The following is a 24,600-nucleotide window of genomic DNA, read 5'->3' on the forward strand; positions in this document are numbered from 1 at the left end:
TTCGCAACGGTTGGGATGCCATGGCGGAGACCCTGACCCCCGGTGCGACCGCCCGGATGCTGGGGGTCGCTCCGTCCACCCTGCGCAGCTGGGACCACCGGTACGGGATCGGGCCGCGCGAACGGAGCCCCGGCGGGCACCGCCGCTACACACCCGAGGACGTGGACCGGCTGCGGGAACTGTGCCGGCTGGTGGGCGAGGGGCTGGCCCCGGCGGTCGCGGCCGAACGCGTGCTGGCCGGGGGCGGTGTCACCGCCCGGCCCGGGTCCGTGCCCGCGCCGCGCGACGGACGGGACTCCGGGGCGCGTGGGGACGCGCTCGCGGCGGGCGGGGCGTCCCGCCTCCAGGGGGTGGCCCGGGCGGCGGTGCGCATGGACTCCGAGCTCGTGGAGGCGCTGGTCGAGCGCGCGCTGCGCGCCGAGGGCGTGGTGGCCGCCTGGGAGGGGCTGGTCATGCCGCTGCTGTACGGGATGGGCCGCAAGTGGGAGGACACCCGCCGCTACGTGGAGGTGGAGCACCTGCTGTCGTGGTGCGTGTCCTCGGCGCTGCGCCGGGTCCCCCCGCCCGGCGGCCCGCCGCGGACGGGGCAGAGGCCGGTGGTCCTGGCCTGCGGGCCCGAGGAGACGCACAGCCTCCCGGTCGAGGCGCTGGCCGCCGCCCTGCGCGAACGCGGCCTGACGCACCGGGTCCTGGGCGCCTGCACGCCGGCGGACGCCGCGGCGCGGACCGTGCGGCGGACCGCGCCCCGGGCCGTGGTGCTCTGGTCCCATGTGGGCGGGCGGTCCGACCTGGCGGCGCTGCGCGCGACGGTGCTGGCCGCGTCCGAGTCGCCCCAGGCGGTCCGGGTGTACACGGCCGGGGGCGGCTGGCGCTCCCTCACCGCGCGGTCCGGGGGCGGCCATCTGAACTCCCTGCCGGAGGCGGTGCTGGCGCTCGACCCGGGCTGAGCGCGGTGCGCACCGCGTGGCCCAGCTGGTCCAGCACGGTCAGGGACATCGGGACGACCGGGGTGCGCAGGCCCAGCGCCAGTTCGCGGGACAGCCGGGTACCGCCGTCGAGGAAGGCCAGCACGTCGCCGAGCCGGTCCGGGGCGAGCAGGCGGGTGAAGAAGTCCGCGCCGCGCACGCGACCGGTGGCCAGCGCGCGCAGCAGGACCGCGTCCATGGCCAGGTGGCGGCGCCGGTGCGGGACCGGGGGGACCGGCACGGCCCCGCGTTCCAGGGCCGCGGCCACGGCGGCGGTCTGGCGCAGCACCCCGCTGAAGGTGTAGCCGGTGGAGGGCCGGGTGGCCCCGCCCGCCCCGCCGATCCGGAAGACCCGCCGCCCGGCCCGGGTGCGGAAGGGCGCGTCGGTCATCGGGATGACGCCCTGCTCGGCGGCGGTGACCTCGAACCCCGCCAGGCCCATGCGGGCGCAGTGGTCTGCCAGGCGGCGGTCGTACTCGGCGGCGGTGAGCGGCGCGGGCCCGAACTCGGTGTACTCCACCAGCGCTTCGCGCGCCGACAGCGGGAGCACGTAGGCGAAGGCCACCGCGTTCTCCGGCTGGGGCGGGGTGAAGTCCATCAGCACCGCCGCCTCCGGGTCGAAGGCGTCGGCGGGGGTGCGCACGAACCAGCCCCGGAAGTGCTGGAGCAGCAGGGTGCGGCCCGTCGGCAGGGGGCGGGGCGGCCGGGAGTCGAACACCCACCGGGCGGTCAGCCTGGCCGGGGAGCCGTCGGGCATCACCCCCTCCACCACGGCGCGGTCGGCCCCGTCCCGGACCGCGTCCACCAGCAGGGGCACCTCCGCCACCCGGTCCCCGAAGCCGGACCGCACCCGGGCCTCCAGGTCGGCGGAGCGCAGCATCTTGTACACGAAGGGGTCGGCGGGCGCGGTGCGGGCGTCGCCGTCCGGCCCCACGACGGTCAGGTTCCGCCACCGGGCGGCCAGCAGGCCGTCCCACTCGCCGCCGTCGGGCTCCCAGAAGCACCAGGTGCGCGGGGGCGGGGTGTGCGGCCCGCGCGGGGGCTCCGCCAGGGCGACACGCACGGGGGCCCCGTCGGGGTGATTGACGCCCGACAGGCGGTGGGCCAGGGTGAGGCCTGCGGCTCCCCCGCCCACGATCACCACGTCATGATCGTTCATGGCCCCCACTCTGCCGGGGATGCCGCACACAGGCCAGCGCGCACCCGGAGGACGTGTGGACACCACCCGAGCTAAACAGGACGGAGCGGTCACGGAGGGGTTCGACCTCGCCTCGGCCGCCTACGACAGACTCGTGGCGGGCAGCCCCGGCTACCACGCCCACCTGCGGCTCTCCGCCCGGAGGCTGGACCCCGGGGCCCTCTCCCCCGAGCCGCGGATCCTGGACCTGGGCTGCGGGACCGGGGCCTCCACGGCGGCCCTGCTCGACACCGTGCCCACGGCCCGGATCGTCGGCGTGGACGCCTCGGAGGGGATGCTGGCGGCCGCCCGGGCCAAGGACTGGCCCGACACGGTGTCGTTCCACCACGCGCGGGTCGAGGAGCTGACACCGCAGTGGGCGGCCGACCGCCTGGGCGGGCCGGCGGACGCGGTGTTCGGGGCGTACCTGATCCGCAACTGCCCCGACCCCGACCGGGCGCTGGAGGTGATGCGGGACCTGCTGCGCCCGGGCGGCCGGCTGGTGCTGCACGAGTACTCCGTGGCCGACTCGGCGGTGGCGCGGGCCGTGTGGACGGCCGTGTGCCGGGGCGTGATCATCCCCGCCGGACGGGTGCTCTCGGGTGACGGGACCCTGTTCCGGTACCTGTGGCGCAGCGTCCTGGATTTCGACGGCCGCCGGGCGCTGCTGGAGCGGATGCGCCGCGCGGGGCTGGTGTCGGTGGCCTCCGCCCCGATGCCGGGCTGGGAGTACGGCATCACGCACACGTTCGCGGGCATGCGGCGGGAGGGGGGCCGGTGAGCCGCCCGGTGGACGTCCGCGACCGGCTCGCCGAGGAGGTCCCGCCCGCGCCGCCGGCCGGCCCGCGCACCGCGGAGGCGCCCGAGGCCGCGGTGGTCGGCGGCGGGATCGCCGGGCTGGCGGCGGCCTGCGGGCTGGCCGAGCGCGGCGTGCGGGTAACGGTGTTCGAGCGCGAGGAGTCCCCGGGCGGGCGGCTGCGCGGCTGGGAGACCACCCTGGCGGACGGCTCCCGGGCGGCGATGGACCGCGGTTTCCACGCCTTCTTCCGCCAGTACTACAACCTGCGCGGGCTGCTGCGCCGGGCCGACCCGGCGCTGGACGCGCTCGTCCCCCTGGCCGACTACCCGCTGGTCCACCGCGACGGGCCGCGCGACCGCTTCTCCGGCCTGCCCGCGACCCCGCCGTGGAACGCGCTGGTGCTGGCCGCCACCAGCCCGAGCTTCCCGCCGCTCGACCTGGCCCGGGTCAACGTCCCGGCCGCGCTGCAGCTGCTCGACGTGGACGTTCCGGGGGTGTACGAGCGGCTCGACCACATGAGCGCGCGGGACCTGCTGGAGGCGATCCGGTTCCCGCCGACGGCGCGGCACCTGGCGTTCGAGGTGTTCACGCGCAGCTTCTTCGCCTCGACCGACCGCCTCTCCGCGGCGGAGCTGGCGGTGATGTTCCACCTGTACTTCCTGGGCTCGGCCGAGGGCCTGGTGTTCGACGTGCCGCGCGGGCCGTTCCCGGAGTCGCTGTGGGAGCCGCTGGTCCGGTACCTGGCCGGGCTGGACGCCAAGGTGCGCACGGGCGTGCCGGTCGAGCGCGTCGGGCCGGGCTCGCAGCGGCGCTTCGCGCTGCCCGGGCACGGGGAGTTCGACGCCGTGGTGCTGGCCGCGGACGTGCCGGGGACGCGCTCCCTGGTCGCCGCGTCGCCCGGCCTGGGGGACGCCGCCTGGCGGTCCCGGATCGCCCGGCTGGAGTCGGCACCGCCGTTCCTGGTGTCGCGGTACTGGCTGGACCGGCCGGTGCGGCCGCACCGGCCCGCCTTCCTGGGCACGGCCGGGTACCCGACGCTGGACAACATCAGCGTCCTGGAGCGGTACCGGGACGGGGAACGGGAGTGGGCCGACCGCACCGGCGGCTCGGTGGTGGAGCTGCACGCCTACGCCCTGCCCGAGGGCTGCGACCCCGACCGCGAGCGCGAACGCCTGTGGGAGCAGGCGGTCGCGGTGTACCCGGAGCTGGCCTCCGCCGGCGTGGTGGACGCCCGGCACGAGCTGCGCGCGGACTGTCCGCTGTTCACGCCGGGCTCGTACCGCGACCGGCCGGGGACGGCCACCCCGGACCCGTTCCTGGTGATGGCGGGCGACCACGTCCGCACCGGCCTGCCGGTCGCGCTCATGGAGCGCGCGGCCGCCGGCGGCCTGCTCGCCGCCAATGCGCTGCTGTCCCGCTGGGGCCTGCCCGGCCACACCCTGTGGACCGTGCCCCGCCGCGGCCGCCTGGCCCCCGCCCGCGCCCTCGCCCGCCTCTCCCGGGGGGCCTCGCCCGGTCAGCCGGGGAAGCGGCCGGTGGAGCGGAGGAGGTAGCGGCGCTCGGCGTAGGCGAGGTCGTCGCGCCACAGGCGGCGGGCGGCGGCCCGCACGGCCGGGCGGACCACGGCGGACAGGCGGCGGGCCAGCAGGAAGCCCGGCCGGTCCGAGGCGGCCACGGTCGCCTCGACGACCGCGGTCCGCGGCACGCCGCGGGCGTCCGTGCCCAGCGGCGTCGCGTGCGTCTCGACCACGCTGCCCAGGCCCTCGCCCTCGATGATGCGCATGACCACGGTGCGCGGCTCCGGGCAGTGGAACTCCGCCCGCACCGGCACCCCCCAGCGGCCCGCCACCTTGAACCCCACCTCGACGACCATCCGGTCCGGGTCGGGGTCGGGCCCCTCGGGCACCTCGGTGACGCGCAGGCCGACGAAGCTGTAGGGGTGGAACCACGACCCGTGCCAGGGGTCGAGCCGGTTGGCCACCACGTCCTCCGGCTCGCACCGGCCCGCCAGGCTCTCCACCGCGCTGACCGCCTTCTCCAGCGGGGGGCGCTCGGGGACGACCGGCGCGTCCAGCGGCGCCTCGCCGCCCACGCGGTCCAGGCGCACCCACACCAGCACCCCGTCGTCGTGGGCCGGGTACGGACTCCAGCCGGGGAAGCCGTCCGCGCCCAGGGACAGCCCGTGCCAGCGGCACACGAGGCGCCCGTCGTCGACGGCCCCGCGGCACAGGGGGGCGCCCAGGTGCGGGCAGGCCCCCGGGGCGACGTGCGCGGTGCCGTCGGGGGTGCGCCAGGCGACGAGCTCGACGCCTCCGACGACCCGCCCGAAGGGCCGGTCGGCGCGGACCTCGCGGGAGGCGGCCAGCACGTACCAGTTGCCCGAGGGCCGTGCCAGCGCCCGTTTGAGGGCGGCGGCGATGACGCCGGGCGACCCCTCGCGCCAGGTCGGGTCCTGCGCGGTCCAGGCGGTGGCGGGCATGCGCCGCAGCGGGACGCGGCGGGGGGTCGGATCGGGCAGGGTCACGTCGGGCCTACCTTTCGGGTACCGGACGGGGACGGGGGACCGTCCGGGCGAGCATCGACCGGGCCAGGGCGGGCACCGCCGCAGCGATCTTGCGGGCCTCGGAGACCCGGTGGCGGGTGCTCCACACGTCGTGGCCGGCGGCGGCGATCTCGTCCAGGATGGCGCGGTAGAGCCGGAACGCCGTGGCGACACACGGACGGGCCACCGGATCGAGCATGGCGATGCCGGGCTCGGCCTCCCGGTAGAACCCCTGGTTGACCTCGACCAGGGCGGCGACCGCCCGGCGGGCGCGCGGGTCGGGCCGACGGGTGCGGGCGCAGTGCGCCAGCAGGTCGCGGTCCACCCCGTGGTCGGCCAGCACGTCGGCCGGCAGGTACACGCGCCCCCGGTCGAAGTCCTCCGCGGTGTCGCGGAGGAAGTTGGTGAGCTGGAAGGCCTCGCCCAGTGCGGCCGCGGGCCGCTCGGCCTCCTCCCGCGGCACCACGGTGCCCAGCACGGGCAGAACCTGGAGGCCGATGACCGCCGCCGACCCGTACATGTACTCGCGCAGGTGGTCGAGGTCGCGGTAGTCCGTCACGGTGAGGTCCATGCGCATGGAGCGCATGAACGCGGTGAAGTGCGCGGCCGGGAGGCGGTACCTCCGCACGGTGTGCGCCAGGGCACGCAGCACGGGGTCGCCGGGCTCGCCGCCGCCCAGCGCCCGGCCCAGGTCGGCGTCGACCGCGTCCAGCCGGGCCGCCTGCCCGGCGGGCGTGGCACCGGGCCCGGGCTCGTCCACCATGTCGTCCACCCAGCGGGCGAACCCGTACAGGGCGTGCACCCCGGGCCGCCGGTCCGGCGGCAGGACCCGGGTGGCGGTGAAGTAGGTGCGCCCGTGGCGGGCGTGCAGCTCACGGCAGCGCAGGTAGGCGCGGCGCAGGTCCTCCGGGGCGATCCCGGCGGCGTCGAGTTCTGCGGTGGCGGTCCTCATCGTCCCCCCGTTCGCTCCACCACGCGGGCGGCGGCGAGCTTCCCCGAGATCAGCACGGTCGGCAGGCCGACCCCGGGCGTGGTCCCGCACCCGGCCAGGGCGACGTTGGCCAGGCCGGGGACGGTGTTGCGGGGCCGGAACGGCCCCGTCTGGGCGAAGGTGTGCGACAGCGAGAAGGGCGTGCCGTGCGCCAGCCCCCGCCGGGCCCAGTCCGCAGGGGTGACCAGGTGCTCGGTCCGGACCGCCGCGTCCAGGCCGGTGAGGCCGCGCTCCTCCAGGGTGGACACCAGGTGGTCGCGGTAGCGCGGCCCCTCGGCGTCCCAGTCGATGCCGCCGGCCGCCAGGTTGGGCGCGGGCGCCAGCACGTACAGGGACTCGTGCCCGGCGGGGGCCAGGGACGGATCGGTGTGCGTGGGCCGGGTGACCAGCAGGGACGGGTCCCCCATCACCCGCCCCTCGCGGATGATCTCGTCGAAGGTGCGCTCCCAGGCGCCGCCGAAGGAGATCGTGTGGTGCCCCAGCCGTTCCCAGGTGCGGTCCACCCCCAGGTGCAGGACCACGGCGGACGGCGAGTAGCGGAGCGGGATACGGCGCCGGGGGGCGCCGCCCAGCAGCCGGTACGCCGCGGGCAGGTCGGCGGTGACCACCACCTGGTCGCAGGGGAAGCGCTCACCCGACTCCGTGACGGCGGCGGTGACCCGGTCGCCGGAGCGTTCCAGGGAGGCCACGGCGTCGCCGTAGCGGAGCACTCCCCCGGCCTTGGCCGCCGCGCCCGCCAGGGCGTCGCCGAGGGCGCGCATGCCCCCGCGCGGGAAGTACACGCCCGCCACGGTGTCCATGTAGGCGATGACGGCGTAGGCGGCCAGGGCCCGCCCCGGCGCCACGCCCGCGTACAGGGCCTGGAAGGAGAAGATCCGCCGCAGGCGCTCGTCGCGCACGTGCCGCCCCACCGCCCGGGAGAGCCGCCCGAACCCGCCCAGGGCGGCCAGCCGCACCAGGTCCGGCCGGGCGAGGTCCAGCAGCGAGTCGAACTGCGCGTCGATGAAGGTGCCCATCTCGGCCCGGTAGAGGCGGGTGAGCCAGTCGCGGAGCCGGAGGTAGCCGTCGGCCTCGCGCTCGCCGGCCGCCCGTGCCACCTCGGCCGCCATGGCGTCGGCGTCGGTGTGGACGTCGATGGTGGAGCCGTCGGCGAAGCCGGCGCGGTAGGCGGGGTGCAGTGGGACCAGGTCGAGGCGGTCGGCGGTGGTCTCGCCGACCGCCCCCAGGGCCTCGTCCAGGAGTTCGGGCATGGTCAGCACGGTGGGCCCGGTGTCCATCCGGAAGCCGTCCAGGTCCAGGCGGCCCGCCCGGCCCCCCGGATGGGTGTCGCGCTCCAGGACCGTGACCTCCCGCCCGGCCCCCAGCAGGTGCAGGGCGCAGGCCAGGCCGGACAGCCCCGCGCCGACGATGACGACCCGGCCCCGGCCGGGTGCGGTGCGGCGGCTCACGCGGCCTCCCCCAGTCGGGCGGCCAGGCCGGCGAGGACGTCGCGCACCGGTTCGGGCAGGTCGATCCCGTCCAGGTGGGAGACGCCGCGGGCGGCCAGGCCCCGGCAGTGCTCGGCGACCAGCTCCCGGGCGCCCAGGCTCTCCAGCACGGCGGCGGCCTCCGCCGGGTCGGCCCCCGCCCCGACCCGCTCCAGCACGTCCAGGCCCGCCGTGTCGCCGCTCTCTCGCGCCAGGCGGGTGCCGAGCGCCAGCAGCAGGGTGGTCTTGCCCTCCAGGAGGTCGTCGCCGACGGGTTTGCCCGTGGACCCGCTGTCGCCGTAGGCGCCGGCCAGGTCGTCGGCGAGCTGGAAGGCGACGCCGACGTCCCGCCCGTAGGAGCGCAGCGCCTCGGCCACGGCCGGGGGCGCTCCGGCCATGGCGGCCCCCAGGTGCAGCGGGCGCTCCACGGTGTAGGAGGCGGTCTTGAGCCGGTCGATGCGCAGCGCGAGGGACTCCGAACGGGACCCCCTCGCCTGTCCGCGCACGTCCAGGAACTGTCCGGCGATCATCTCGGTGCGGATCTCCCGCCAGACCGCGCGGCCCGCCTCCGGGCGGGGCACCCCGGGCAGGGCCTCGGCGAGCATGTCGTCGGCCCAGGCCAGGGCGAGGTCGCCGACCAGGACGGCGAGGGACTCGCCGTAGCGCCTCGCCTCCCCCGACCAGGCGTTCTCGCGGTGCTCGTCCTCGTGCCGCCGGTGGACGCAGGGCGCGCCGCGCCGGGTCGCGGAACCGTCCATGACGTCGTCGTGGACCAGGGCGCAGGTCTGGAGCAGTTCCAGGGACGCGCAGGCGACCAGGGCGTGGTGGGCGACGGGGCCGGACACCGGGCCGCCGCCGGCGCGCCAGCCCCACCAGGCCAGCGAGGAGCGCAGCCGCTTGCCGCCCTCCAGCGTGAAGGCCGCGGTCTGCGCGGCGGCCCCGGCGGCGAACTCGGGGTCGGTCCGTTCGGCCCCGAGCAGGCGGCGGTGCAGGTGGTCGCGGAGCACCTGGTCGAGTGCCGGCCGCGGGTCGCCGTGGACGTGGTGGATTCGGAGTGCGCCGGGACCGTTCAGAACCGGTTCGATGTCTGCCTCCCCTGGACGGGTCATGTCATGGACAATTATCTCGGAAAACATGAATCTCGGCAACCGAGCTATTGCCTTCGTTCCCCCGGCCCCCGCGTGGAAGAACCGGGGGTTCCGTTGGCCGTAGACTCGGAGTGACCGAAGTCCGAACACCGGGGAGAGAGGAACCGTGGACACCGTGTCGACCACCTCCCCCACCGGGCCCGACGAGGCCTCGGTGAGGTTCGGCCACTACCGGTCCCTCCAGAACGACGGGCAGATGCTCGCCGTCCGGCTCATCAAGCTCCTGCACCGGATGGCCGACCGCTCCGGGATGAACCCCACCGACTTCCAGTGCTACACGCTGCTGCGGGTCGCGGGCACGATGACACCCGGAGAGATCGCCTCCAGTCTGTGCCTGTCCACCGGCTCGGTCACCGGCGTGATCGACCGGATGGAGGCCCACGGCCTGGTCGAGCGCACCCGGCACCCCGAGGACCGGCGCAAGGTCGCCGTGCGCCTCACCGAGAGCGCCGAACTCCGGGCGCCCGAGACCGCCCCCGGGATGCGCGCCGCCATGACCGCGCTGCACGAGGGCTACACCAACGACGAACTGGCCGTCATCGTCGACTGGCTGGGCCGGGTCGGCCGCACCCTGGACGGGCTCGCCGAAGCGCCCTGAGCACCCCTTTCCTCCTGATCCGTCCACCTCTGCGGTGATCCGTCACCGACCCTCCGCACCCGCGCGGCTCACCGCCCCGCCCCGGAACCGCTCTTACGATGCCGACAGACCAGTCCGTATCCGGCTTCGCACCCGGCCGACACTCCACCCGGGGACCCCCGCCGAGGTTGGGGAGGAGTCGTCATCTCGACCCTGCGCACCTACATCCGAGAGCACACCAACCCCGCGGTCTTCGCGGTGTCCGGGATCGTCATCCTCGCCTTCGTGGTCCTGGGCATCGTGTTCACCGACCCCCTCCTGGACGCTGCGACGGCGACCCGGGACTGGATCGGGACCAGGCTGGGGTGGCTGTACGTGCTCGCCACCACGTTCTTCCTCGGCCTGGCCCTGTTCCTGATGTTCAGCAGGTACGGCAACATCCGGCTGGGCCCGGACGACTCCCGGCCCGAGTTCGGGACCGTCGCCTGGTTCGCCATGCTCTTCACGACGGGCATGGGCATCGGCCTGGTGTTCTGGGGCGTCTCCGAGCCCATCCACCACCTGCACTGGCCCCGGACGGCCGCGTTCCTGCCCGGCGAGGACGGCGCCCCGCACGTCGAGGCCGCCGGCGAGGCCATGGCCCTGAGCTTCTTCCACTGGAGCTTCCACCCCTGGGCGATCTACATCGCCCTGGGCGTCTCGCTCGGCTACTTCACGTTCCGCAAGGGGCTGCCGCTGCGCCCCGCCTCCGCGCTCTACCCGCTCCTGGGCGACCGTGCGTTCGGCTGGCCCGGCAACCTCGTGGACATCCTCGCGGTCTTCGGCACGATCTTCGGCCTGGCCACGTCGCTGGGCCTGGGCACCCTCCAGATCGGCGGCGGCATCCAGCACGTCTTCGGCATCGAGTCGAACTCGCTCGTCCACTCCGTGCTCATCATCGTCATCACCGGCATCGCCCTGCTCAGCGTCCTGGCCGGGATCGACAAGGGCATCCGCCGCCTGTCGGTGATCAACCTGTGGCTGGCGATCGCGCTGATGCTGATCGTCTTCCTGTTCGGGCCCAAGCTGTGGATCATCAGCATCACCACCACGGGCCTGGGCGAGTACCTGGACAACCTCGTCCCGTGGAGCCTGTCCTTCCCCAGCTCTCTGATGGACGAGCAGGCCGCGAGCTGGACCACCACGTGGAGCATCTTCTACTGGGGCTGGTGGATCTCCTGGGCGCCGTTCGTCGGCATCTTCCTGGCCCGCGTCTCCTACGGGCGGACCATCCGGGAGTTCGTCATCGGCGCGCTGTTCGCACCGGTCATCGTCTCGGTCCTGTGGTTCGGGGTGTTCGGCGGCTCCGGCCTGTACTACGACCTGTTCGAGGGCGGCGGGCTCAACGCCCTGGCGGAGGAGGACCGGGCGTTCCGGCTCATCGAGCTGCTGCCCCTGGGCCAGGTCGCGGGCGTGATCATCTCGGTCCTGCTGATCATCGTGGTGGCGGTCTTCTTCATCACCTCCTCCGACTCCGGCTCCCTCGTCGTGGACACGCTCACCAACGGGGGCGACCCCAACCCCCTCAAGGCCCAGCGCGCGTTCTGGGCCATCAGCGAGGGCGCCGTGACCCTGGTCCTGCTGGTCCTGGGCGGGGCCGACGCCCTCTCCGCGCTCCAGGCGGCGGCGGTGGTCACCGGGCTCCCGTTCGCGGTGATCCTGCTGTTCATGTGCTGGGGGCTGGCCAAGGCGCTCAAGGACGAGCCCCGCAGGCACGGGCCCAAGATCGTGTACGAACCCGAGGACCAGATGCCGTCCTACCGCCCGCCCGGCGGCCGCTAGCAGAAGGGGCCCGCGATGGCACCGAAGAAGTTCACCAACCCCTTCCACGGGGTCGTGGACATGATCACCGAGATGAACCGTGTCTCCGACGCCATGGCGTCGATCGAGACCAGCCAGACGGGCCTGCGCGAACGCGGCTACGCCGACGCCTGGAGCCCGCCCACCGACATCCTCGCCCGCGGCGAGGACCTGGTCGTCCGCTGCGAGGTGCCCGGGGTGTACGAGGAGGACGTCGCCGTCAGCTTCAACCACGGGGTCCTCACCATCAGCGGGGAGCGCAGGCGCGACGAGGAGGGGACGGTCGTCTACTACTCGTCGGAGCGGTTCATGGGCACCTTCCGCCGCGAGATCACCCTGCCCGAGGGGGTCAGCGAACGCGACGTGGAGGCCTCCTACGGGGAGGGCCTGCTGGAGGTGGTGGTGCGCGGCGCGGCCAACGCCGCCGCGCCCAAGACGATCTCCGTCCGCAGGCGCAAACGGGGCTCCTGAGCCGGGCGGCGGCGCCTCCCGGGCGCCGCCGCCCGGAACCGGCGGGAACCGCCCGCCCCCGCACGACGACTCCGATTACGGAAGGGCCGTCTCCGGTACGGCCCCGAATCGGAGGAACGATGCAGTACACCCGCACCGCCCGCGCCCTGCCGATCGCGGCCGTGCTCGGCCTCGCCCTCACCGCCTGCGGCACGGGGACCCCGGCCGACACGCCCCGGGACGCGGCCGCGGAGTCCGCCCCGCCCTCTCCTGCGGCGGAGCAGGCGGAGGCCTTCTCGATCACCGACCCCTGGGTCAAGGCCGTCACCGCCGAGGAGGGGATGACCGCCGTGTTCGGCGAGGTGGCCAACGGCTCCGACGCGGAGATCGTCATCGTGGCGGCCGAGCACCCGGCGGCGGAGACGGTCGAACTGCACGAGGTCGTCACCGAGGGCGCCGAAGCCACCATGCGCGAGATCGACGGCGGGTTCCCCGTGGAGCCCCGGGGCACCCGCACCCTGGCGCCCGGCGGCGACCACATCATGCTGATGGGCCTCACGGAGGACCTGGAAGCGGGCACGGAGGCCACCGTCACGGTGGAGTTCGCCGACGGGTCGACGGCGGAGTTCACCGCCCCGGTGAAGGAGTACGCGGGGGCCAACGAGGAGTACGAGGGCGGCGGCCACGGCGGAGGGGACCACGGGGACGGCGGGGACCACTGATGGACCGGACCGTCAGCAGACGCGGCCTGCTCCTGGGCGGCGCGGCGGCCGGCGCGGGAGCGGTCGGCGGAGCGCTGGCCCACCGCTGGGCGGCCGGCGCGCCGACCGCGCCGCAGGCCGCCGCGCTCCCCCTCAACGGGGAGCGGACCGTGCCCTTCCACGGGCCCCGCCAGGCCGGGGTGGAGACCCCGCCGCAGGCGCACGCCGCGTTCACCGCCTTCGACCTGGGCCGGGACGTGGACGCCGAGGGGGTGCGCCGGCTGATGCGGCTGCTCAGCGACGACGCCGCCCGCCTGACCCGGGGCGAGCCGGCCCTGGCCGACACCGAACCCGAGCTGGCGACCGTCCCGGCGGGCCTGACCGTCACGTTCGGGTTCGGCCCGGGCCTGGTGGAGCGGGTGGACCCGGACGCCGTGCCCGACTGGCTGCGGCCGCTCCCGGAGTTCGACCACGACGACCTGGACCCGCGCTGGGGCCAGGCCGACCTGCTCGTCCAGGTGTGCGCCGACGACCCGGTGACGGTGGCGCACGCGGTGCGGATGCTCGGCAAGGACGCGCGCGCCTTCACCGAGCCCCGGTGGACCCAGAGCGGGTTCCGGCGCGCCCACGGCTCCGAGGCCGACGGCACCACCATGCGCAACCTCATGGGCCAGGTGGACGGGACGGTCAACCCGCGCCCGGGGACCGCCGACTTCGACCACCTGGTGTGGCGGGAGACCGGACCGGCCTGGCTCTCCGGGGGCACCGGGCTGGTGCTGCGGCGCATCGAGACCCACCTGGACACCTGGGACGAGCTGGACCGGCCCGCCCGGGAGGCGGTCATCGGCCGCCGCCTGGCCGACGGGGCGCCGCTGACCGGCGGCGGCGAGCACGCCGAGGTGGACCTCGCGGCCACCGACGCCACCGGGCTGACCGTGATCGCGGACTTCGCCCACGTGCGCCGCTCCCGCACCGACGACCCCGAGGAGCGGATCTTCCGGCGCGGCTACAACTACGACCTGCGCGACCACGGGACCCCGGAGGCGGGGCTGCTGTTCGCCTCCTACCAGGCCGACCCGGTCCGCCAGTTCGTCCCCATCCAGCGCCGGCTGGACGAGCTGGACCTGCTCAACGAGTGGGTCACCGCCGTCGGCTCGGCCGTGTTCGCCGTCCCCCCGGGCTGTGCCGAGGGCGGCTACGTCGGGGACACCCTGCTCGAAGGCTGACCGGGCGCGCCGCGGGCCCGCGCCCCGCCCGGTGCGGGGTGCGGGCCCGTACGGCCGGCCGGTAGGTCAGAAGGTGCGGCCCTCGTCGTAGGGGCCGATGACCGCGAGCGCCCGCGGGCGCGACAGCAGCTCGGCGGCGACCTCTGCGACCTCGGCGCCGGTGACGGCGTCGAACCGGGCCAGGTCCTCGTCGATGGAGAAGTGGCGCGGGTGGTTCAGCTCGTGCCCCAGCAGGCGGCCCATCCGGGCGTTGGTGCCCTCGCTGCCCAGCACCAGGGAGCCCTGGATCTGCCCCTTGGCCCGGCGCAGCTCCTCGTCGGTGATCCCCGACGCCGCCACCTTGGCCAGCTCGTCCCGGCACACCCCGATGACCTCGTCGGCCTTCTCCGGCAGGCAGCCCGCGTAGATCTGGAAGGTCCCGGTGTCGGCGTAGCCGGTGTGGTAGGCGTGCACCGCGTAGGCCAGGCCGCGCTTCTCGCGCACCTCCTGGAACAGGCGCGAGGACATGCCGCCGCCCAGGGCGGCGCTGAGCAGCCGCAGCGCGTGCCAGCGCGGGTCGGTGCGCATGATGCCCTCCGACCCCAGGATGATGTGCGCCTGCTCGGTGTCGCGCGACTGCACCACCTGGCCGCCGAAGGTGGGGACCGGGCCGCCGCCGATGCGCGGCCCCGCCGGGCGGGCGTCGCCCGCGGCGGCCAGCCGCTCGGCGAACATCTCCCGGACCTGCTCCACCACCAGGTCGTGGTCCAGGCTCCCGGCCGCCGTGACGATCAGCTCCGAGGGGACGTAGGCGTCCCGGTACTGCTCGGCGATCCGCTCCCGGGGCAGCGCCTTGATGGTGTCGATGGTGCCCAGGATCGGCCGCCCCAGCGGGGTGTCCCCGAAGAAGTGCGCCGCGTAGACGTCGTCCACCAGGTCGGCGGGCTCGTCCTCGTACATGGCGATCTCCTCCAGGATCACGCCGCGCTCGGTCTCCACCTCGCCCTCGTCCAGCACCGAGTTGGCGACCATGTCACCGACCACGTCGATGGCCAGCGGCAGGTCGCGGTCGAGCACCTTCGCGTAGTAGCAGGTGTGCTCCTTGGTGGTGTAGGCGTTGTGGTCGGCGCCCACCCCGTCCAGCAGCGCGGAGATCTCCAGCGCCGACCGGGTCCGGGTCCCCTTGAACAGCAGGTGCTCCAGGAAGTGCGCCGAACCGGCGTGCGCGGCGTCCTCGTCGCGCGAGCCCGTGGTCGCCGAGATCCCGAACGCGGCGGAGCGCCCGCCCGGGATGTGCTCGGTGACCACGCGCAGTCCGCCGGGCAGCACGGTCCGGCGCACCAGGCCGGAGCCGCCGTCCGCTTCCAGCAGCGTCACGGTCGTGCCCGGCTCCTGCTCGGCGGCGATGGGGACAGAACTCATGAATCCTTCTTCTTCGCGTCGTGTGCGTGGGACCTACCGCCCGAGGATACGCGGTGGGGGCGGCCGCACCCACGGTGCGACCGCCCCCTCACGTGTTCAGAGCGGATCAGGTGTTCTCGGAGCGGCTGCTCGAGCGGCGGCGGCGCCGGCGCGGGGCGCCCTCGCCGTTGTCGCCGTCCTTGTCCTCGGCCTCGGCCGGGGCGTCGCCCTCGGCCGGAGCGGCCGGAGCCGCCTGGGCGGCCTCCGCCTCGACGACCTCGACCGGGACCAGCGACAGCTTGCCGCGGTCGTCGATCTCGCGGATCTCGACCTGGATCTTCTCGCCGATGCTGATCACGTCGTCGAGGTTCTCGATCCGCTTGCCGCCGTGCAGCTTGCGGATCTGCGAGATGTGCAGCAGGCCGTCCTTGCCGGGCAGCAGCGACACGAACGCGCCGAACGTCGTGGTCTTGACGACGGTGCCCAGGTAGCGGTCGCCGACCTCGGGCATCGTCGGGTTGGCGATCTGGTTGATCGTGTCGCGGGCGGCCTCGGCCGAGGGGCCGTCGGTGGCACCGATGTAGATGGTGCCGTCGTCCTCGATCGTGATCTCGGCGCCGGTCTCGTCCTGGATCGAGTTGATCATCTTGCCCTTGGGGCCGATGACCTCGCCGATCTTGTCGACGGGGACCTTGACGGTCAGGATGCGCGGAGCGTTCGGGCTCATCTCGGCCGGACGCTCGATGGCCTCCTGCATGACGTCGAGGATCGCCAGGCGCGCGCCGCGGGCCTGCTGGAGCGCGAGCGCCAGCTGCTCGGCGGGGATGCCGTCGAGCTTGGTGTCGAGCTGCAGGGCCGTGATGAGCTCACGGGTGCCGGCGACCTTGAAGTCCATGTCGCCGAACGCGTCCTCGGCGCCGAGGATGTCGGTGAGGGTGACGAACTCGTCGCCCTCGCTGATCAGGCCCATGGCGATGCCGGACACCATCTCCTTGAGCGGCACGCCGGCCGACAGCAGGGCCATGGTGGAGGCGCAGACCGAGCCCATCGAGGTGGAGCCGTTGGAGCCCAGCGCCTCGGAGACCTGGCGGATGGCGTACGGGAACTCCTCGCGCGAGGGCAGGACCGGGATCAGGGCGCGCTCGGCGAGGGCGCCGTGCCCGATCTCGCGCCGCTTGGGCGAGCCCACCCGGCCGGTCTCACCGGTGGAGTAGGGCGGGAAGTTGTAGTTGTGCATGTAGCGCTTGGTCTTCTCGGGGTTGAGAGTGTCGACCGTCTGCTCCATGCGCAGCATGTTCAGGGTGGTGACGCCCAGGATCTGGGTCTCACCGCGCTCGAAGAGCGCCGAGCCGTGGACGCGCGGCAGCACGCCGACCTCGGCGGACAGCGGGCGGATGTCCTTGGGGCCGCGGCCGTCGATGCGGACCTTGTCGCGCAGGACGCGCTCGCGCATCAGGTTCTTGGTGAGCGAGCGGAAGGCGGCCGAGACCTCCTTCTCGCGGCCCTCGAAGTCCTCGGCGAGCTTCTCGGCCGCGGCGGCCTTGACCTTGTCCAGCTCGGCCTCGCGGTCCTGCTTGTCCGCGATGGTCAGCGCCTTGGACAGGTCCTCGCGCACGGCGGAGTCGACGGCGGAGTACACGTCGTCCTCGTAGTCGAGGAAGATCGGGAACTCGCCCTCCTCGCGGCTGGTCTGGTCCGCGACGGCCTGCTGGGCGCGGCACAGCACCTTGATGAAGGGCTTGGCGGCCTCCAGGCCCTCGGCCACCGTCTGCTCGTTGGGGCCGACGGCGCCCTCGGCGACCAGCTTGAGGGTGTGGACCGTGGACTCGGCCTCGACCATCATGATCGCGACGTCGCCGTCCTCCAGGACGCGGCCGGCGACCACCATGTCGAAGGTGGCGTTGTCCAGCTCCGAGTGCGTCGGGAAGCCGACCCACTGGCCGTCGATCAGGGCGACGCGCACGCCGCCGATCGGACCCGAGAAGGGCAGCCCGGCGATCTGGGTGGACATCGAGGCGGCGTTGATGGCCACGACGTCGTACAGGTGGTCCGGGTGCAGGGCCAGGATCGTCTCGACGATCTGGATCTCGTTGCGCAGGCCCTTCTTGAACGACGGGCGCAGCGGCCGGTCGATCAGGCGGCAGGTGAGGATGGCGTCCTCGGAGGGACGGCCCTCGCGCCGGAAGAACGAGCCGGGGATGCGGCCGGCCGCGTACATGCGCTCCTCGACGTCCACCGTCAGCGGGAAGAAGTCGAGGTTGTCCTTGGGGCGCTTCGAGGCGGTGGTGGCGGACAGCACGACGGTCTCGTCGTCCAGGTACACCGTCGCCGAACCGGCGGCCTGGCGGGCCAGGCGACCGGTCTCGAAGCGGATGGTACGGGTGCCGAACTTGCCGTTGTCGATGACGGCTTCGGCAGAGTAAACGCCCTCCATGGGCGACCTCCTACTACACGTGTTCGCGTTGGGATGCACCGGACCCGCTGGTCCGGCGCGTGTGTTCGTTCCCCGCGTCCGTGCCCCGGAGTTGATGACGGCCGGTCATCGATCGAAGCCCACGGGGTCCCGTGACGGGACCTTCCGGAGGCCACTACCGAGGACCGGCCTCGACTCTGCGGCCGAGGGAGTGATGGGCGCGGGTGGTCTCTGTTCAGTTGGCGTGCGGGTGCGGCGGTGACCGCCGACACGTACACCCTACTAAGAAAGGGGGAGCGGCCGAAGCCGCTCCCTCCGACGTCCTAGCGGCGCAGGCCCAGGCGCTCGATCAGCGAGCGGTAGCGGGTGATGTCCTGCTTGGCGATGTACTTGAGGAGACGGCGGCGACGGCCGACCATCAGGAGCAGGCCGCGACGGCTGTGGTGGTCGTGCTTGTGGTCCTTGAGGTGCTCGGTGAGCTCGGTGATGCGGTGCGTGAGCAGCGCGACCTGGACCTCGGGGGAGCCGGTGTCGCCCTCGCCGGTGGCGTACTCGGCGATGATCTTCTCTTTGGTGGCGGCGTCGATCGACACGTCGTTCCTTTTCTCAATGATTCGGTACGCAGGGCGAACCCGGCCGGAAGGGACCGGGGTCAGACGCGGTGACCACGCGTACGAACAGTCACCGTCGGGTGTGCCGCGCGGCTCCCGCCGACGGCGGGAGGACATCGCGCTCCCCCTCGGGTCACGCTACCGTGACCTCGTGCGGGGCACACGTGGACGACTCCACCCTACCGCAAACACGGAGGGCGCGGGCGTGCACGCAGCGTGGGGGCGGTCTCCCCGGTTCAGGAGACCCCCAGGACGGCGCGGCAGCGCTCGACGTCGCGCCGCATCGCGACGATGAGGTCGTCCAGCCGGTCGAACCGCTCCTGGCCGCGGATGCGCTCGGTGAAGTCCACGGTCATCCGCACCCCGTACAGCTCCAGGTCGTCGCGGTCCAGGGCGTAGGACTCCACGGTCCGCTCGGCGCCGTCGAAGGTGGGGTTGGTGCCCACCGAGATCGCGGCGGGCCAGCGCGACTCGCGGCCCGGGACCGGCTCGACCCGGCTCAGCCAGCCCGCGTACACGCCGTCGCCCGGGACGGCGGTGTGGGGGGGCAGGTCCATGTTGGCGGTGGGGAAGCCCAGCAGCTCGCGGCCGCGCGCGGCGCCGTGCACGACCTCGCCCTCGACCCGGTGCGGGCGCCCCAGCAGCGCGGCGGCCCCGGCGACGTCGCCGCCGGCCAGCAGGCCGCGCACCCGGGTGGAGGTGATGGCCTCCCCGTCGGCGACCAGCGCGACCCCGTCCGCCGTGAAGCCGAACTCCCCGCCCAGGCGGGCCAGCTCGGCCACGTCTCCGGCGGCCCGGTGCCCGAACCGGAAGTCCTCGCCCACCACCACGGCCGCGGCGTGCAGCCGGTCGACCAGGAGGCCGCGCACGAACTCCTCGGGGGTGCGCGCCGAAAGGTCCTTGGTGAACGGCATGACGCACACGGCGTCCGCCCCGTACCCGCCGAGCAGCTCGATCCGCCGCTCCACCGGCGTGAGCACCGGCGGGGTCACACCGCGCAGCACCGCCTCCGGGTGCGGGTCGAAGGTCACCACGACCACCGGCAGGTCCAGCTCCCGGCCCCGTTCGACCGCGGTCGCCAGGAGGGCCCGGTGTCCCCGGTGCACACCGTCGAAGACACCGACGGCCACCACGGACCGCCCCCATCCGGAGGGCACGCCCTCCGGCCCGTCCCATCGCCGCACGTCCGACTCCCCTTCGTCACGAGGCCAGGCGGAGGGCCCTGCGGCCCCCTCGCCCCAAGCCTGCCACGTCCGCCGCCCGCCCGCCGACACGAGCCCCCCGCGGCGCCCGTGCCCGGACGGGCCGTGCGGCGGGGGCGCCGGGGTTCTGCGGTGGGGAGAAGGGGGTCGACAGGGAGCGGAAGGGGTCGTTAGCCTGCCCGGATGCCGATGATCGACACGGGCTCGACCCGACTCGCCTACGACGAGGCCGGCGACGGACCGGCCGTGGTGCTGCTGCACGCGGGCTTGGCCGACCGGCGCATGTGGGACCACCAGTTCGCCGCGCTGGCCGCGGACCACCGGGTGGTGCGCTACGACCGGCGCGGGGTCGGCGGCTCCGCCGACCACGGGGGGCCGGTGGAGCACCACCGCGACCTGCTCGACCTCATGGACGCCCTGGACATCGACCGGGCCGCCCTGGTGGGCGCGTCGTACGGAGGCGCGCACGCCGTGGACGCCGCGCTGGCCGCGCCCGACCGGGTCGGCGCCCTGGCCCTGGTCTGCCCGGGGATGTCCGGCCACCGGTGGCCGCAGTCGTTCACGGACGCGGCGGCCGCCGCCGTCGGCCCCGCCGTCCCGCCCGAGCGGCTGGCCCGCTACCGGGCCGGGAACGCCGAACCCGACCCCGCGGACGTGGCCGCGATGGCGCAGGCGCAGGCCCGGTTCATGGTGGCCGGCCCCGGCCGCTCCCCCGAGGACCTCCCCCCGGAGTCCTGGGACCTGAGCCTGCTGATGCTGCGCGAGCTGTTCGCCCGCCTGTGGTCCTCCCCGGCCAACACGCCGCAGTGGATCGACCCGCCGGCCAACGGACGGCTCGCCGAGGTCGGCGTGCCCGCCCTGGTCGTCAAGGGCCTGTCCGACGTGCGCGAGATCCAGGAGGTCGCCGACCTCTACCACGCCGGGATCCCCGGCGCCCGGCTGCTGGAGCTGCCCGACACCGGGCACGTGCCCTCGGTGGAGCGCCCCGCCGAACTCACCGCCGCCCTGGCCGGCTTCCTCGCCGAGGTCCCCGCCGTCTGATGCCTGTTCTTTGAACGCTCTCCTGTGCCGCCGGGGGTTCGCGAGGCCCCCGGTGGGAGGCGCCGGAGGAGCGGTCCTCGAGGAAAGCCCGCGGCCGTAGGCCGTCCGTTGAGGGCGGTGGCGGGCGACGGGCGGGCCGAAGCGCAGCGGAGGTTCAAAGGAACACGGACTAGGCGGGTTCGAAGACCACCAGGGGCTTCATGTGGTCGCGGCGGTTCTCCGCCAGCGCGATCACCCGGCCGTCGGGGGCGAACAGGCCGATGGGCCCCCGCCCCTGGTCGGTGGGGTCGATCCGGTTGCCGTGCCGCACCCGCCGGGTCTCCTCCTCGGTGAGCGCGCGCGACGGGAAGGCCGCGGCGACCGCCTCCGCCAGCGGGACCTGGGTGAACTCCTCCGCAAGCTGGTCCAGGGTGCGCGCCTGCGCCAGGTCGTAGGGGCCCACCCGGGTGCGGCGCAGCGCCGTCAGGTGGCCGCCGACGCCCAGGGCGGCGCCCGCGTCGCGGGCCAGGGACCGGATGTAGGTGCCGCTGGAGCAGACGACGGAGGCGTCCACGTCCACGAACGTCCCCGCCTCGTCGGACACCCGGCGGATGCCGGTGACCTCGAACGCGGAGACGGTGACCGGGCGGGCCTTCAGCTCGACCTCCTGACCCTTCCGCGCCGACTTGTAGGCCCGCACGCCGTCCACCTTGATCGCGCTGACCTGCGGCGGGACCTGCATGATCTCCCCGGTGAGCGCCCGCACCGCCTCGTGGACGGCCTCGTCGGCCACCCCCGAGGCGTCCACCCGCTCCCCCGGCTCGCCCTCGGCGTCGTCGGTGTTGGTGGTGAGCCCCAGCCGGAGGGTGGCGTCGTACGCCTTCTCCGTCAGGGTGAGGTGGCCCAGGAGCTTGGTGCCCTTCTCGATCCCCAGCACCAGGACACCGGTGGCCATCGGGTCCAGGGTGCCCGCGTGTCCGACCCGGCGCGTCCGGGCCAGCCCGCGGGTCTTGGCGACCACGTCGTGCGAGGTCCAGTCGGCGGGTTTGTCGATCACCACGACGCCGCTCTCGGCCATCGGTCTCCTCGGGAAGGGGTCGGGAAAGGGGAACGGGCGGCGGCGCAGCGCCGCCGCCCGTGCGGCGGGGACCGGAGGGTCCCCGGCCGGCGTCTCCGGCCGCGGTCTCCCCGCGGCACGGGACGGGAGGGCTACTCCTCGTCCTCGTCGTCGTCCTCGGCCTCACGCGGCGCCTTGTAGGGGTCGGCCTCGCCCGCCGGGCTGGCGCCGGTGGCCCGCTGGGCCACCTCGGCGTCCGACTGCCGCGCCTTGACCAGCAGCTCCTCGATGTGCTGGGCGTTCTCCTGCACCTCATCGATGACGAAGGTCAGGCTCGGCGTGTGCCGGATGCCGGTCTGCCTGCCCACCTCGCTGCGGATGAGGCCCTTGGCGCTCTCCAGCGCCGCGGCGGAGGCGGCCCGGTCCTCGGCGCTGCCGAACACCGTGTAGTACACCGTGGCGTCCCGCAGGTCGGCGGTGATGCGCGCGTCGGTCACGGTGACGAATCCCAGGCGCGGGTCCTTGATCCGTCGGTCCAGCATCTCGGCGACGATGCGCTGGATGCGGTCGGCGATCTTGCGCGCGCGTGCGGCGTCAACCATGGTCAGTCTTCCTCTTCGTTGAAGAGCCGCTGCCTGGCGGACAGCAGCTCCAGTTCGGGACGGCCCGCGACGAAGCGCTCGCAGGTGTCCATCTGCTCCCGGGCGTGGGCCGCCGTGGGGGCGACCACCGCGACGCCGATCTTGGCGCGACGGTACAGGTCGTGCTCTCCCACCTCGGAGACCGACACCGAGAACTTGCGGCGCAGCTCGGCGATGACCGGCCGCACCACCGAACGCTTCTGTTTGAGCGAGTGGACGTCGCCCAGAAGGACGTCCAGGGTCAGCGCCCCAACGTACAAGTGATCACCTGTGGTGTTGTGAACCGTCAAAGGCGGGGCCCCGGACAGCTCGTGTCCGGGGCCCCGGTGGATCAGGCCTCGCGACTCCTAGTCGCGGGGCTTCTCCTGCATCTCGTACGTCTCGATGACGTCCTCGATGCGGATGTCGTTGTAGCCGACACCGATACCGCACTCGAAGCCCTCGCGGACCTCGGTCGCGTCGTCCTTGAACCGGCGGAGCGAGTCCACCGTGAGGTTCTCGGAGATGACGACCCCGTCGCGGATGAGCCGCGCCTTGGAGTTGCGGCGGATGATGCCGTCGCGGACGATCGAACCGGCGATGTTGCCGATCCGGGGCACCTTGAAGACCTCGCGGATCTCGGCCGAACCGAGCTTGACCTCCTCGTAGATGGGCTTGAGGAGACCCTTGACGGCGGCTTCGACCTCGTCGATGGCCTGGTAGATGACCGAGTAGTAGCGGATGTCGACGCCCATGCGGTCGGCGAGCTCGCTGTTCTTGCCCTCGGGCCGAACGTTGAAGCCGATGATGATGGCGTCGGCGGAGGCCGCCAGGTTGATGTCGTTCTGCGTGATCGCACCGACACCGCGCCCGATGACCCGGATGTTGACCTCTTCGCCACCCGCGTCGATCTTGAGCAGCGACTCCTCGAGCGCCTCGACCGAACCGGACATGTCACCCTTGATGAGCAGGAGCAGCTCGGAGCGCTCGCCCTCCTTGAGGTGGTCCTGCCAGGTCTCGAAGGTGACACGGCGGGCCGACCGCGCCTGCTGGGCGAAGCGCTCGCGCGCCTCGCGCTGCTGCGCGATCTGGCGGGCCACCCGGTCGTCCTTGACGACCAGGAAGCTGTCGCCGGCGCTGGGAACGTTGGTCAGACCCAGCACCTGCACCGGACGGGACGGCTCGGCGCTCTGCACGTTCTGGCCGTGCTCGTCGAGCATGGCGCGGACGCGGCCGTAGGCGTCGCCGCAGACGATCGAGTCGCCGACGTTGAGCGTGCCGCGCTGGACCAGCACCGTGGCCGTGGAGCCGCGGCCGCGGTCCAGGTAGGCCTCGATGGCCAGACCCTGCGCGTCCATGTCCGGGTTGGCCTGGAGGTCCAGGGCCGCGTCGGACGTCAGCACGATCGACTCGAGCAGGGCGTCGATGTTGGTGCCGCGGAGAGCGGAGATGTCCACGAACTGGACGTCGCCGCCGTACTCCTCGGCCACCAGGCCGTACTCGGTGAGCTGCGCGCGGACCCGCTGGGGGTCGGCGCCCTCGACGTCGATCTTGTTGACCGCCACCACGATCGGCACCTCGGCCGCCTTGGCGTGGTCGATGGCCTCGGCCGTCTGCGGCTTGACGCCGTCGTCGGCCGCGACCACCAGGACCGCGATGTCGGTGACCTTCGCACCGCGGGCACGCATGGCGGTGAACGCCTCGTGACCGGGGGTGTCGATGAAGGTGATCTTGCGCTCTTCGCCGTCCACCTCGGTGGCGACCTGGTAGGCACCGATGTGCTGGGTGATACCGCCGGCCTCGCCGCTCACGACGTTGGTCTTGCGGATGGTGTCCAGCAGTCGGGTCTTACCGTGGTCGACGTGGCCCATGACGGTGACCACGGGCGGACGGGGACGCAGGTCCTCTTCGGTGCCGTCGTCCTCGCCGAACTCGATGGAGAAGGACTCCAGCAGCTCGCGGTCCTCGTCCTCCGGGCTGACGACCTCGATGCGGTACTTGAGCTCCTCGCCCAGCAGCACCAGGGTCTCGTCCGGCAGGGACTGGGTCGCGGTGACCATCTCGCCCAGGTGCATCAGCACCTGGACCAGCGACGCCGGGTTGACGTCGATCTTGTCGCCGAAGTCGGACAGCGAAGCGCCGCGGGACAGGCGGATGACCTGGTCGTTGCCGCTCGGGATCTTGACGCCGCCGAACGACGGGGCCTGGAGGTCGTTGAACTCCTGGCGCCGCTGCTTCTTGGACTTGCGGGCACGCCCGGGACGACCGCCCGGACGGCCGAACGCACCGGCCGTGCCGCCGCCGCGACCGCGGCCACCGCCGCCGGGACGGCCGCCGAAGCCACCGCCGCCGCCGGGACGACCGCCGCCACCGCCGCCGCCGGGACGCGGACCGCCGGCACCCGCGGGGGCGCCGC

22 protein-coding genes are annotated in these 24,600 nt (G+C 74.0%); 9 read left to right on the forward strand and 13 right to left on the reverse strand.

Annotated features, from left to right (window positions below; all coding sequences use genetic code 11):
• The first annotated feature begins 20 nt into the window (after nt 1–20).
• Nucleotides 21–947: a MerR family transcriptional regulator gene (locus tag ACFVNO_RS21175; protein WP_355262235.1), complete on the forward strand. Its 927-nt coding sequence runs from the start codon at nt 21–23 to the stop codon at nt 945–947.
• Here the strand turns inward: ACFVNO_RS21175 and ACFVNO_RS21180 are convergent.
• The gene (locus ACFVNO_RS21180; protein WP_355262238.1) at nt 877–2,124 is read right to left on the reverse strand and encodes a lycopene cyclase family protein; all 1,248 of its coding nucleotides are present in this window, start codon (nt 2,122–2,124) and stop codon (nt 877–879) included. The two genes, ACFVNO_RS21175 and ACFVNO_RS21180, sit on opposite strands and share 71 nt — an antisense overlap.
• A 55-nt stretch (nt 2,125–2,179) precedes the next feature.
• Here ACFVNO_RS21180 and ACFVNO_RS21185 point away from each other — a divergent pair, with 55 nt between their 5' ends.
• Both ACFVNO_RS21185 and ACFVNO_RS21190 read left to right on the forward strand, forming a co-directional pair.
• Nucleotides 2,180–2,923, forward strand: a complete 744-nt coding sequence (locus ACFVNO_RS21185; RefSeq protein ID WP_355262241.1) for a class I SAM-dependent methyltransferase — start codon at nt 2,180–2,182, stop codon at nt 2,921–2,923.
• On the forward strand, nt 2,920–4,494 hold the full coding sequence (locus ACFVNO_RS21190) for an FAD-dependent oxidoreductase (RefSeq protein ID WP_378895012.1): 1,575 nt from the start codon (nt 2,920–2,922) through the stop codon (nt 4,492–4,494). The genes ACFVNO_RS21185 and ACFVNO_RS21190 overlap by 4 nt, the downstream gene beginning before the upstream one ends.
• Here the strand turns inward: ACFVNO_RS21190 and ACFVNO_RS21195 are convergent.
• From ACFVNO_RS21195 to ACFVNO_RS21210, 4 genes are read right to left on the reverse strand one after another with little or no spacing between them, the layout of a single operon-like run.
• Nucleotides 4,458–5,465: a DUF5914 domain-containing protein gene (locus ACFVNO_RS21195; protein WP_378895015.1), complete on the reverse strand. Its 1,008-nt coding sequence runs from the start codon at nt 5,463–5,465 to the stop codon at nt 4,458–4,460. The two genes, ACFVNO_RS21190 and ACFVNO_RS21195, sit on opposite strands and share 37 nt — an antisense overlap.
• A 7-nt stretch (nt 5,466–5,472) precedes the next feature.
• Nucleotides 5,473–6,435, reverse strand: coding sequence for a phytoene/squalene synthase family protein (locus ACFVNO_RS21200; RefSeq protein WP_355262250.1), 963 nt, complete (start codon nt 6,433–6,435; stop codon nt 5,473–5,475).
• Nucleotides 6,432–7,922 carry a phytoene desaturase family protein gene (crtI, locus tag ACFVNO_RS21205; protein WP_355262253.1) on the reverse strand — a complete coding sequence of 497 codons (1,491 nt, stop codon included), beginning with the start codon at nt 7,920–7,922 and terminating at the stop codon, nt 6,432–6,434. Before crtI ends, ACFVNO_RS21200 begins: the two co-directional genes overlap by 4 nt.
• The gene (locus tag ACFVNO_RS21210; RefSeq protein WP_355262256.1) at nt 7,919–9,049 is read right to left on the reverse strand and encodes a polyprenyl synthetase family protein; all 1,131 of its coding nucleotides are present in this window, start codon (nt 9,047–9,049) and stop codon (nt 7,919–7,921) included. Before ACFVNO_RS21210 ends, crtI begins: the two co-directional genes overlap by 4 nt.
• A gap of 145 nt (nt 9,050–9,194) precedes the next feature.
• On the opposite strand from ACFVNO_RS21210, the gene ACFVNO_RS21215 reads away from it, so the two are divergent.
• From ACFVNO_RS21215 to ACFVNO_RS21235, 5 genes are all read left to right on the forward strand, one after another.
• The gene (locus ACFVNO_RS21215; RefSeq protein ID WP_378895020.1) at nt 9,195–9,686 is read left to right on the forward strand and encodes a MarR family winged helix-turn-helix transcriptional regulator; all 492 of its coding nucleotides are present in this window, start codon (nt 9,195–9,197) and stop codon (nt 9,684–9,686) included.
• 237 nt (nt 9,687–9,923) lie between these two features.
• Nucleotides 9,924–11,486 (forward strand): BCCT family transporter, encoded by a 1,563-nt coding sequence (locus ACFVNO_RS21220; RefSeq protein ID WP_355262260.1) that lies wholly within the window; start codon nt 9,924–9,926, stop codon nt 11,484–11,486.
• Nucleotides 11,487–11,501: 15 nt separating this feature from the next.
• Nucleotides 11,502–11,975 carry an Hsp20/alpha crystallin family protein gene (locus tag ACFVNO_RS21225; RefSeq protein ID WP_355262263.1) on the forward strand — a complete coding sequence of 158 codons (474 nt, stop codon included), beginning with the start codon at nt 11,502–11,504 and terminating at the stop codon, nt 11,973–11,975.
• 119 nt (nt 11,976–12,094) lie between these two features.
• On the forward strand, nt 12,095–12,676 hold the full coding sequence (locus ACFVNO_RS21230) for a copper chaperone PCu(A)C (protein ID WP_378895025.1): 582 nt from the start codon (nt 12,095–12,097) through the stop codon (nt 12,674–12,676).
• Nucleotides 12,676–13,881, forward strand: a complete 1,206-nt coding sequence (locus ACFVNO_RS21235; RefSeq protein ID WP_378895028.1) for a Dyp-type peroxidase — start codon at nt 12,676–12,678, stop codon at nt 13,879–13,881. The genes ACFVNO_RS21230 and ACFVNO_RS21235 overlap by 1 nt, the downstream gene beginning before the upstream one ends.
• Before the next feature lie 66 nt (nt 13,882–13,947).
• Here ACFVNO_RS21235 and ACFVNO_RS21240 read toward each other — a convergent pair whose 3' ends face one another.
• The 4 genes from ACFVNO_RS21240 to ACFVNO_RS21255 all read right to left on the reverse strand — a co-directional run bounded on the left by ACFVNO_RS21240 (nt 13,948) and on the right by ACFVNO_RS21255 (nt 19,469).
• Entirely contained in the window at nt 13,948–15,282 is a 1,335-nt protein-coding gene (locus tag ACFVNO_RS21240) for a pitrilysin family protein (protein ID WP_355262272.1), read from the reverse strand.
• Between the two features lie 106 nt (nt 15,283–15,388).
• The gene (locus ACFVNO_RS21245) at nt 15,389–17,695 is read right to left on the reverse strand and encodes a polyribonucleotide nucleotidyltransferase (protein ID WP_220559405.1); all 2,307 of its coding nucleotides are present in this window, start codon (nt 17,693–17,695) and stop codon (nt 15,389–15,391) included.
• A gap of 302 nt (nt 17,696–17,997) precedes the next feature.
• Complete coding sequence (gene rpsO, locus ACFVNO_RS21250; RefSeq protein ID WP_220559404.1) at nt 17,998–18,267, reverse strand: 30S ribosomal protein S15; 270 nt, start codon at nt 18,265–18,267, stop codon at nt 17,998–18,000.
• A gap of 254 nt (nt 18,268–18,521) precedes the next feature.
• Nucleotides 18,522–19,469, reverse strand: coding sequence for a bifunctional riboflavin kinase/FAD synthetase (locus ACFVNO_RS21255; RefSeq protein WP_378895033.1), 948 nt, complete (start codon nt 19,467–19,469; stop codon nt 18,522–18,524).
• Between the two features lie 201 nt (nt 19,470–19,670).
• On the opposite strand from ACFVNO_RS21255, the gene ACFVNO_RS21260 reads away from it, so the two are divergent.
• Nucleotides 19,671–20,528, forward strand: coding sequence for an alpha/beta fold hydrolase (locus ACFVNO_RS21260; RefSeq protein ID WP_378895036.1), 858 nt, complete (start codon nt 19,671–19,673; stop codon nt 20,526–20,528).
• A gap of 169 nt (nt 20,529–20,697) precedes the next feature.
• Here the strand turns inward: ACFVNO_RS21260 and truB are convergent, their stop codons facing one another.
• The 4 genes from truB to infB form a co-directional block, all read right to left on the reverse strand.
• Nucleotides 20,698–21,585, reverse strand: coding sequence for a tRNA pseudouridine(55) synthase TruB (gene truB / locus ACFVNO_RS21265; RefSeq protein WP_355262282.1), 888 nt, complete (start codon nt 21,583–21,585; stop codon nt 20,698–20,700).
• Between the two features lie 131 nt (nt 21,586–21,716).
• Nucleotides 21,717–22,166, reverse strand: a complete 450-nt coding sequence (gene rbfA / locus ACFVNO_RS21270; RefSeq protein WP_355262285.1) for a 30S ribosome-binding factor RbfA — start codon at nt 22,164–22,166, stop codon at nt 21,717–21,719.
• Nucleotides 22,167–22,168: 2 nt separating this feature from the next.
• Complete coding sequence (locus ACFVNO_RS21275; RefSeq protein WP_220559399.1) at nt 22,169–22,465, reverse strand: DUF503 domain-containing protein; 297 nt, start codon at nt 22,463–22,465, stop codon at nt 22,169–22,171.
• Nucleotides 22,466–22,552: 87 nt separating this feature from the next.
• The coding region (gene infB, locus ACFVNO_RS21280; RefSeq protein ID WP_378895040.1) for a translation initiation factor IF-2 at nt 22,553–24,600 on the reverse strand (2,048 nt) is incomplete at its 5' end.

Source organism: Nocardiopsis sp. NPDC057823 (assembly GCF_042797335.1).
Lineage (GTDB): Bacteria > Actinomycetota > Actinomycetes > Streptosporangiales > Streptosporangiaceae > Nocardiopsis > Nocardiopsis changdeensis.

Coding starts and splice junctions, on each gene's coding strand:
- ACFVNO_RS21200 (WP_355262250.1), bottom strand. CDS start 6,435: ATGAGGACCGCCACCGCAGAACTCGACGCCGCCGGGATCGCCCCGGAG.
- ACFVNO_RS21240 (WP_355262272.1), bottom strand. CDS start 15,282: ATGAGTTCTGTCCCCATCGCCGCCGAGCAGGAGCCGGGCACGACCGTG.
- truB (WP_355262282.1), bottom strand. CDS start 21,585: ATGGCCGAGAGCGGCGTCGTGGTGATCGACAAACCCGCCGACTGGACC.
- ACFVNO_RS21260 (WP_378895036.1), top strand. CDS start 19,671: ATGCCGATGATCGACACGGGCTCGACCCGACTCGCCTACGACGAGGCC.
- ACFVNO_RS21225 (WP_355262263.1), top strand. CDS start 11,502: ATGGCACCGAAGAAGTTCACCAACCCCTTCCACGGGGTCGTGGACATG.
- ACFVNO_RS21230 (WP_378895025.1), top strand. CDS start 12,095: ATGCAGTACACCCGCACCGCCCGCGCCCTGCCGATCGCGGCCGTGCTC.
- ACFVNO_RS21175 (WP_355262235.1), top strand. CDS start 21: ATGGCGGAGACCCTGACCCCCGGTGCGACCGCCCGGATGCTGGGGGTC.
- ACFVNO_RS21210 (WP_355262256.1), bottom strand. CDS start 9,049: ATGACCCGTCCAGGGGAGGCAGACATCGAACCGGTTCTGAACGGTCCC.
- ACFVNO_RS21245 (WP_220559405.1), bottom strand. CDS start 17,695: ATGGAGGGCGTTTACTCTGCCGAAGCCGTCATCGACAACGGCAAGTTC.
- ACFVNO_RS21180 (WP_355262238.1), bottom strand. CDS start 2,124: ATGAACGATCATGACGTGGTGATCGTGGGCGGGGGAGCCGCAGGCCTC.
- ACFVNO_RS21235 (WP_378895028.1), top strand. CDS start 12,676: ATGGACCGGACCGTCAGCAGACGCGGCCTGCTCCTGGGCGGCGCGGCG.
- rbfA (WP_355262285.1), bottom strand. CDS start 22,166: ATGGTTGACGCCGCACGCGCGCGCAAGATCGCCGACCGCATCCAGCGC.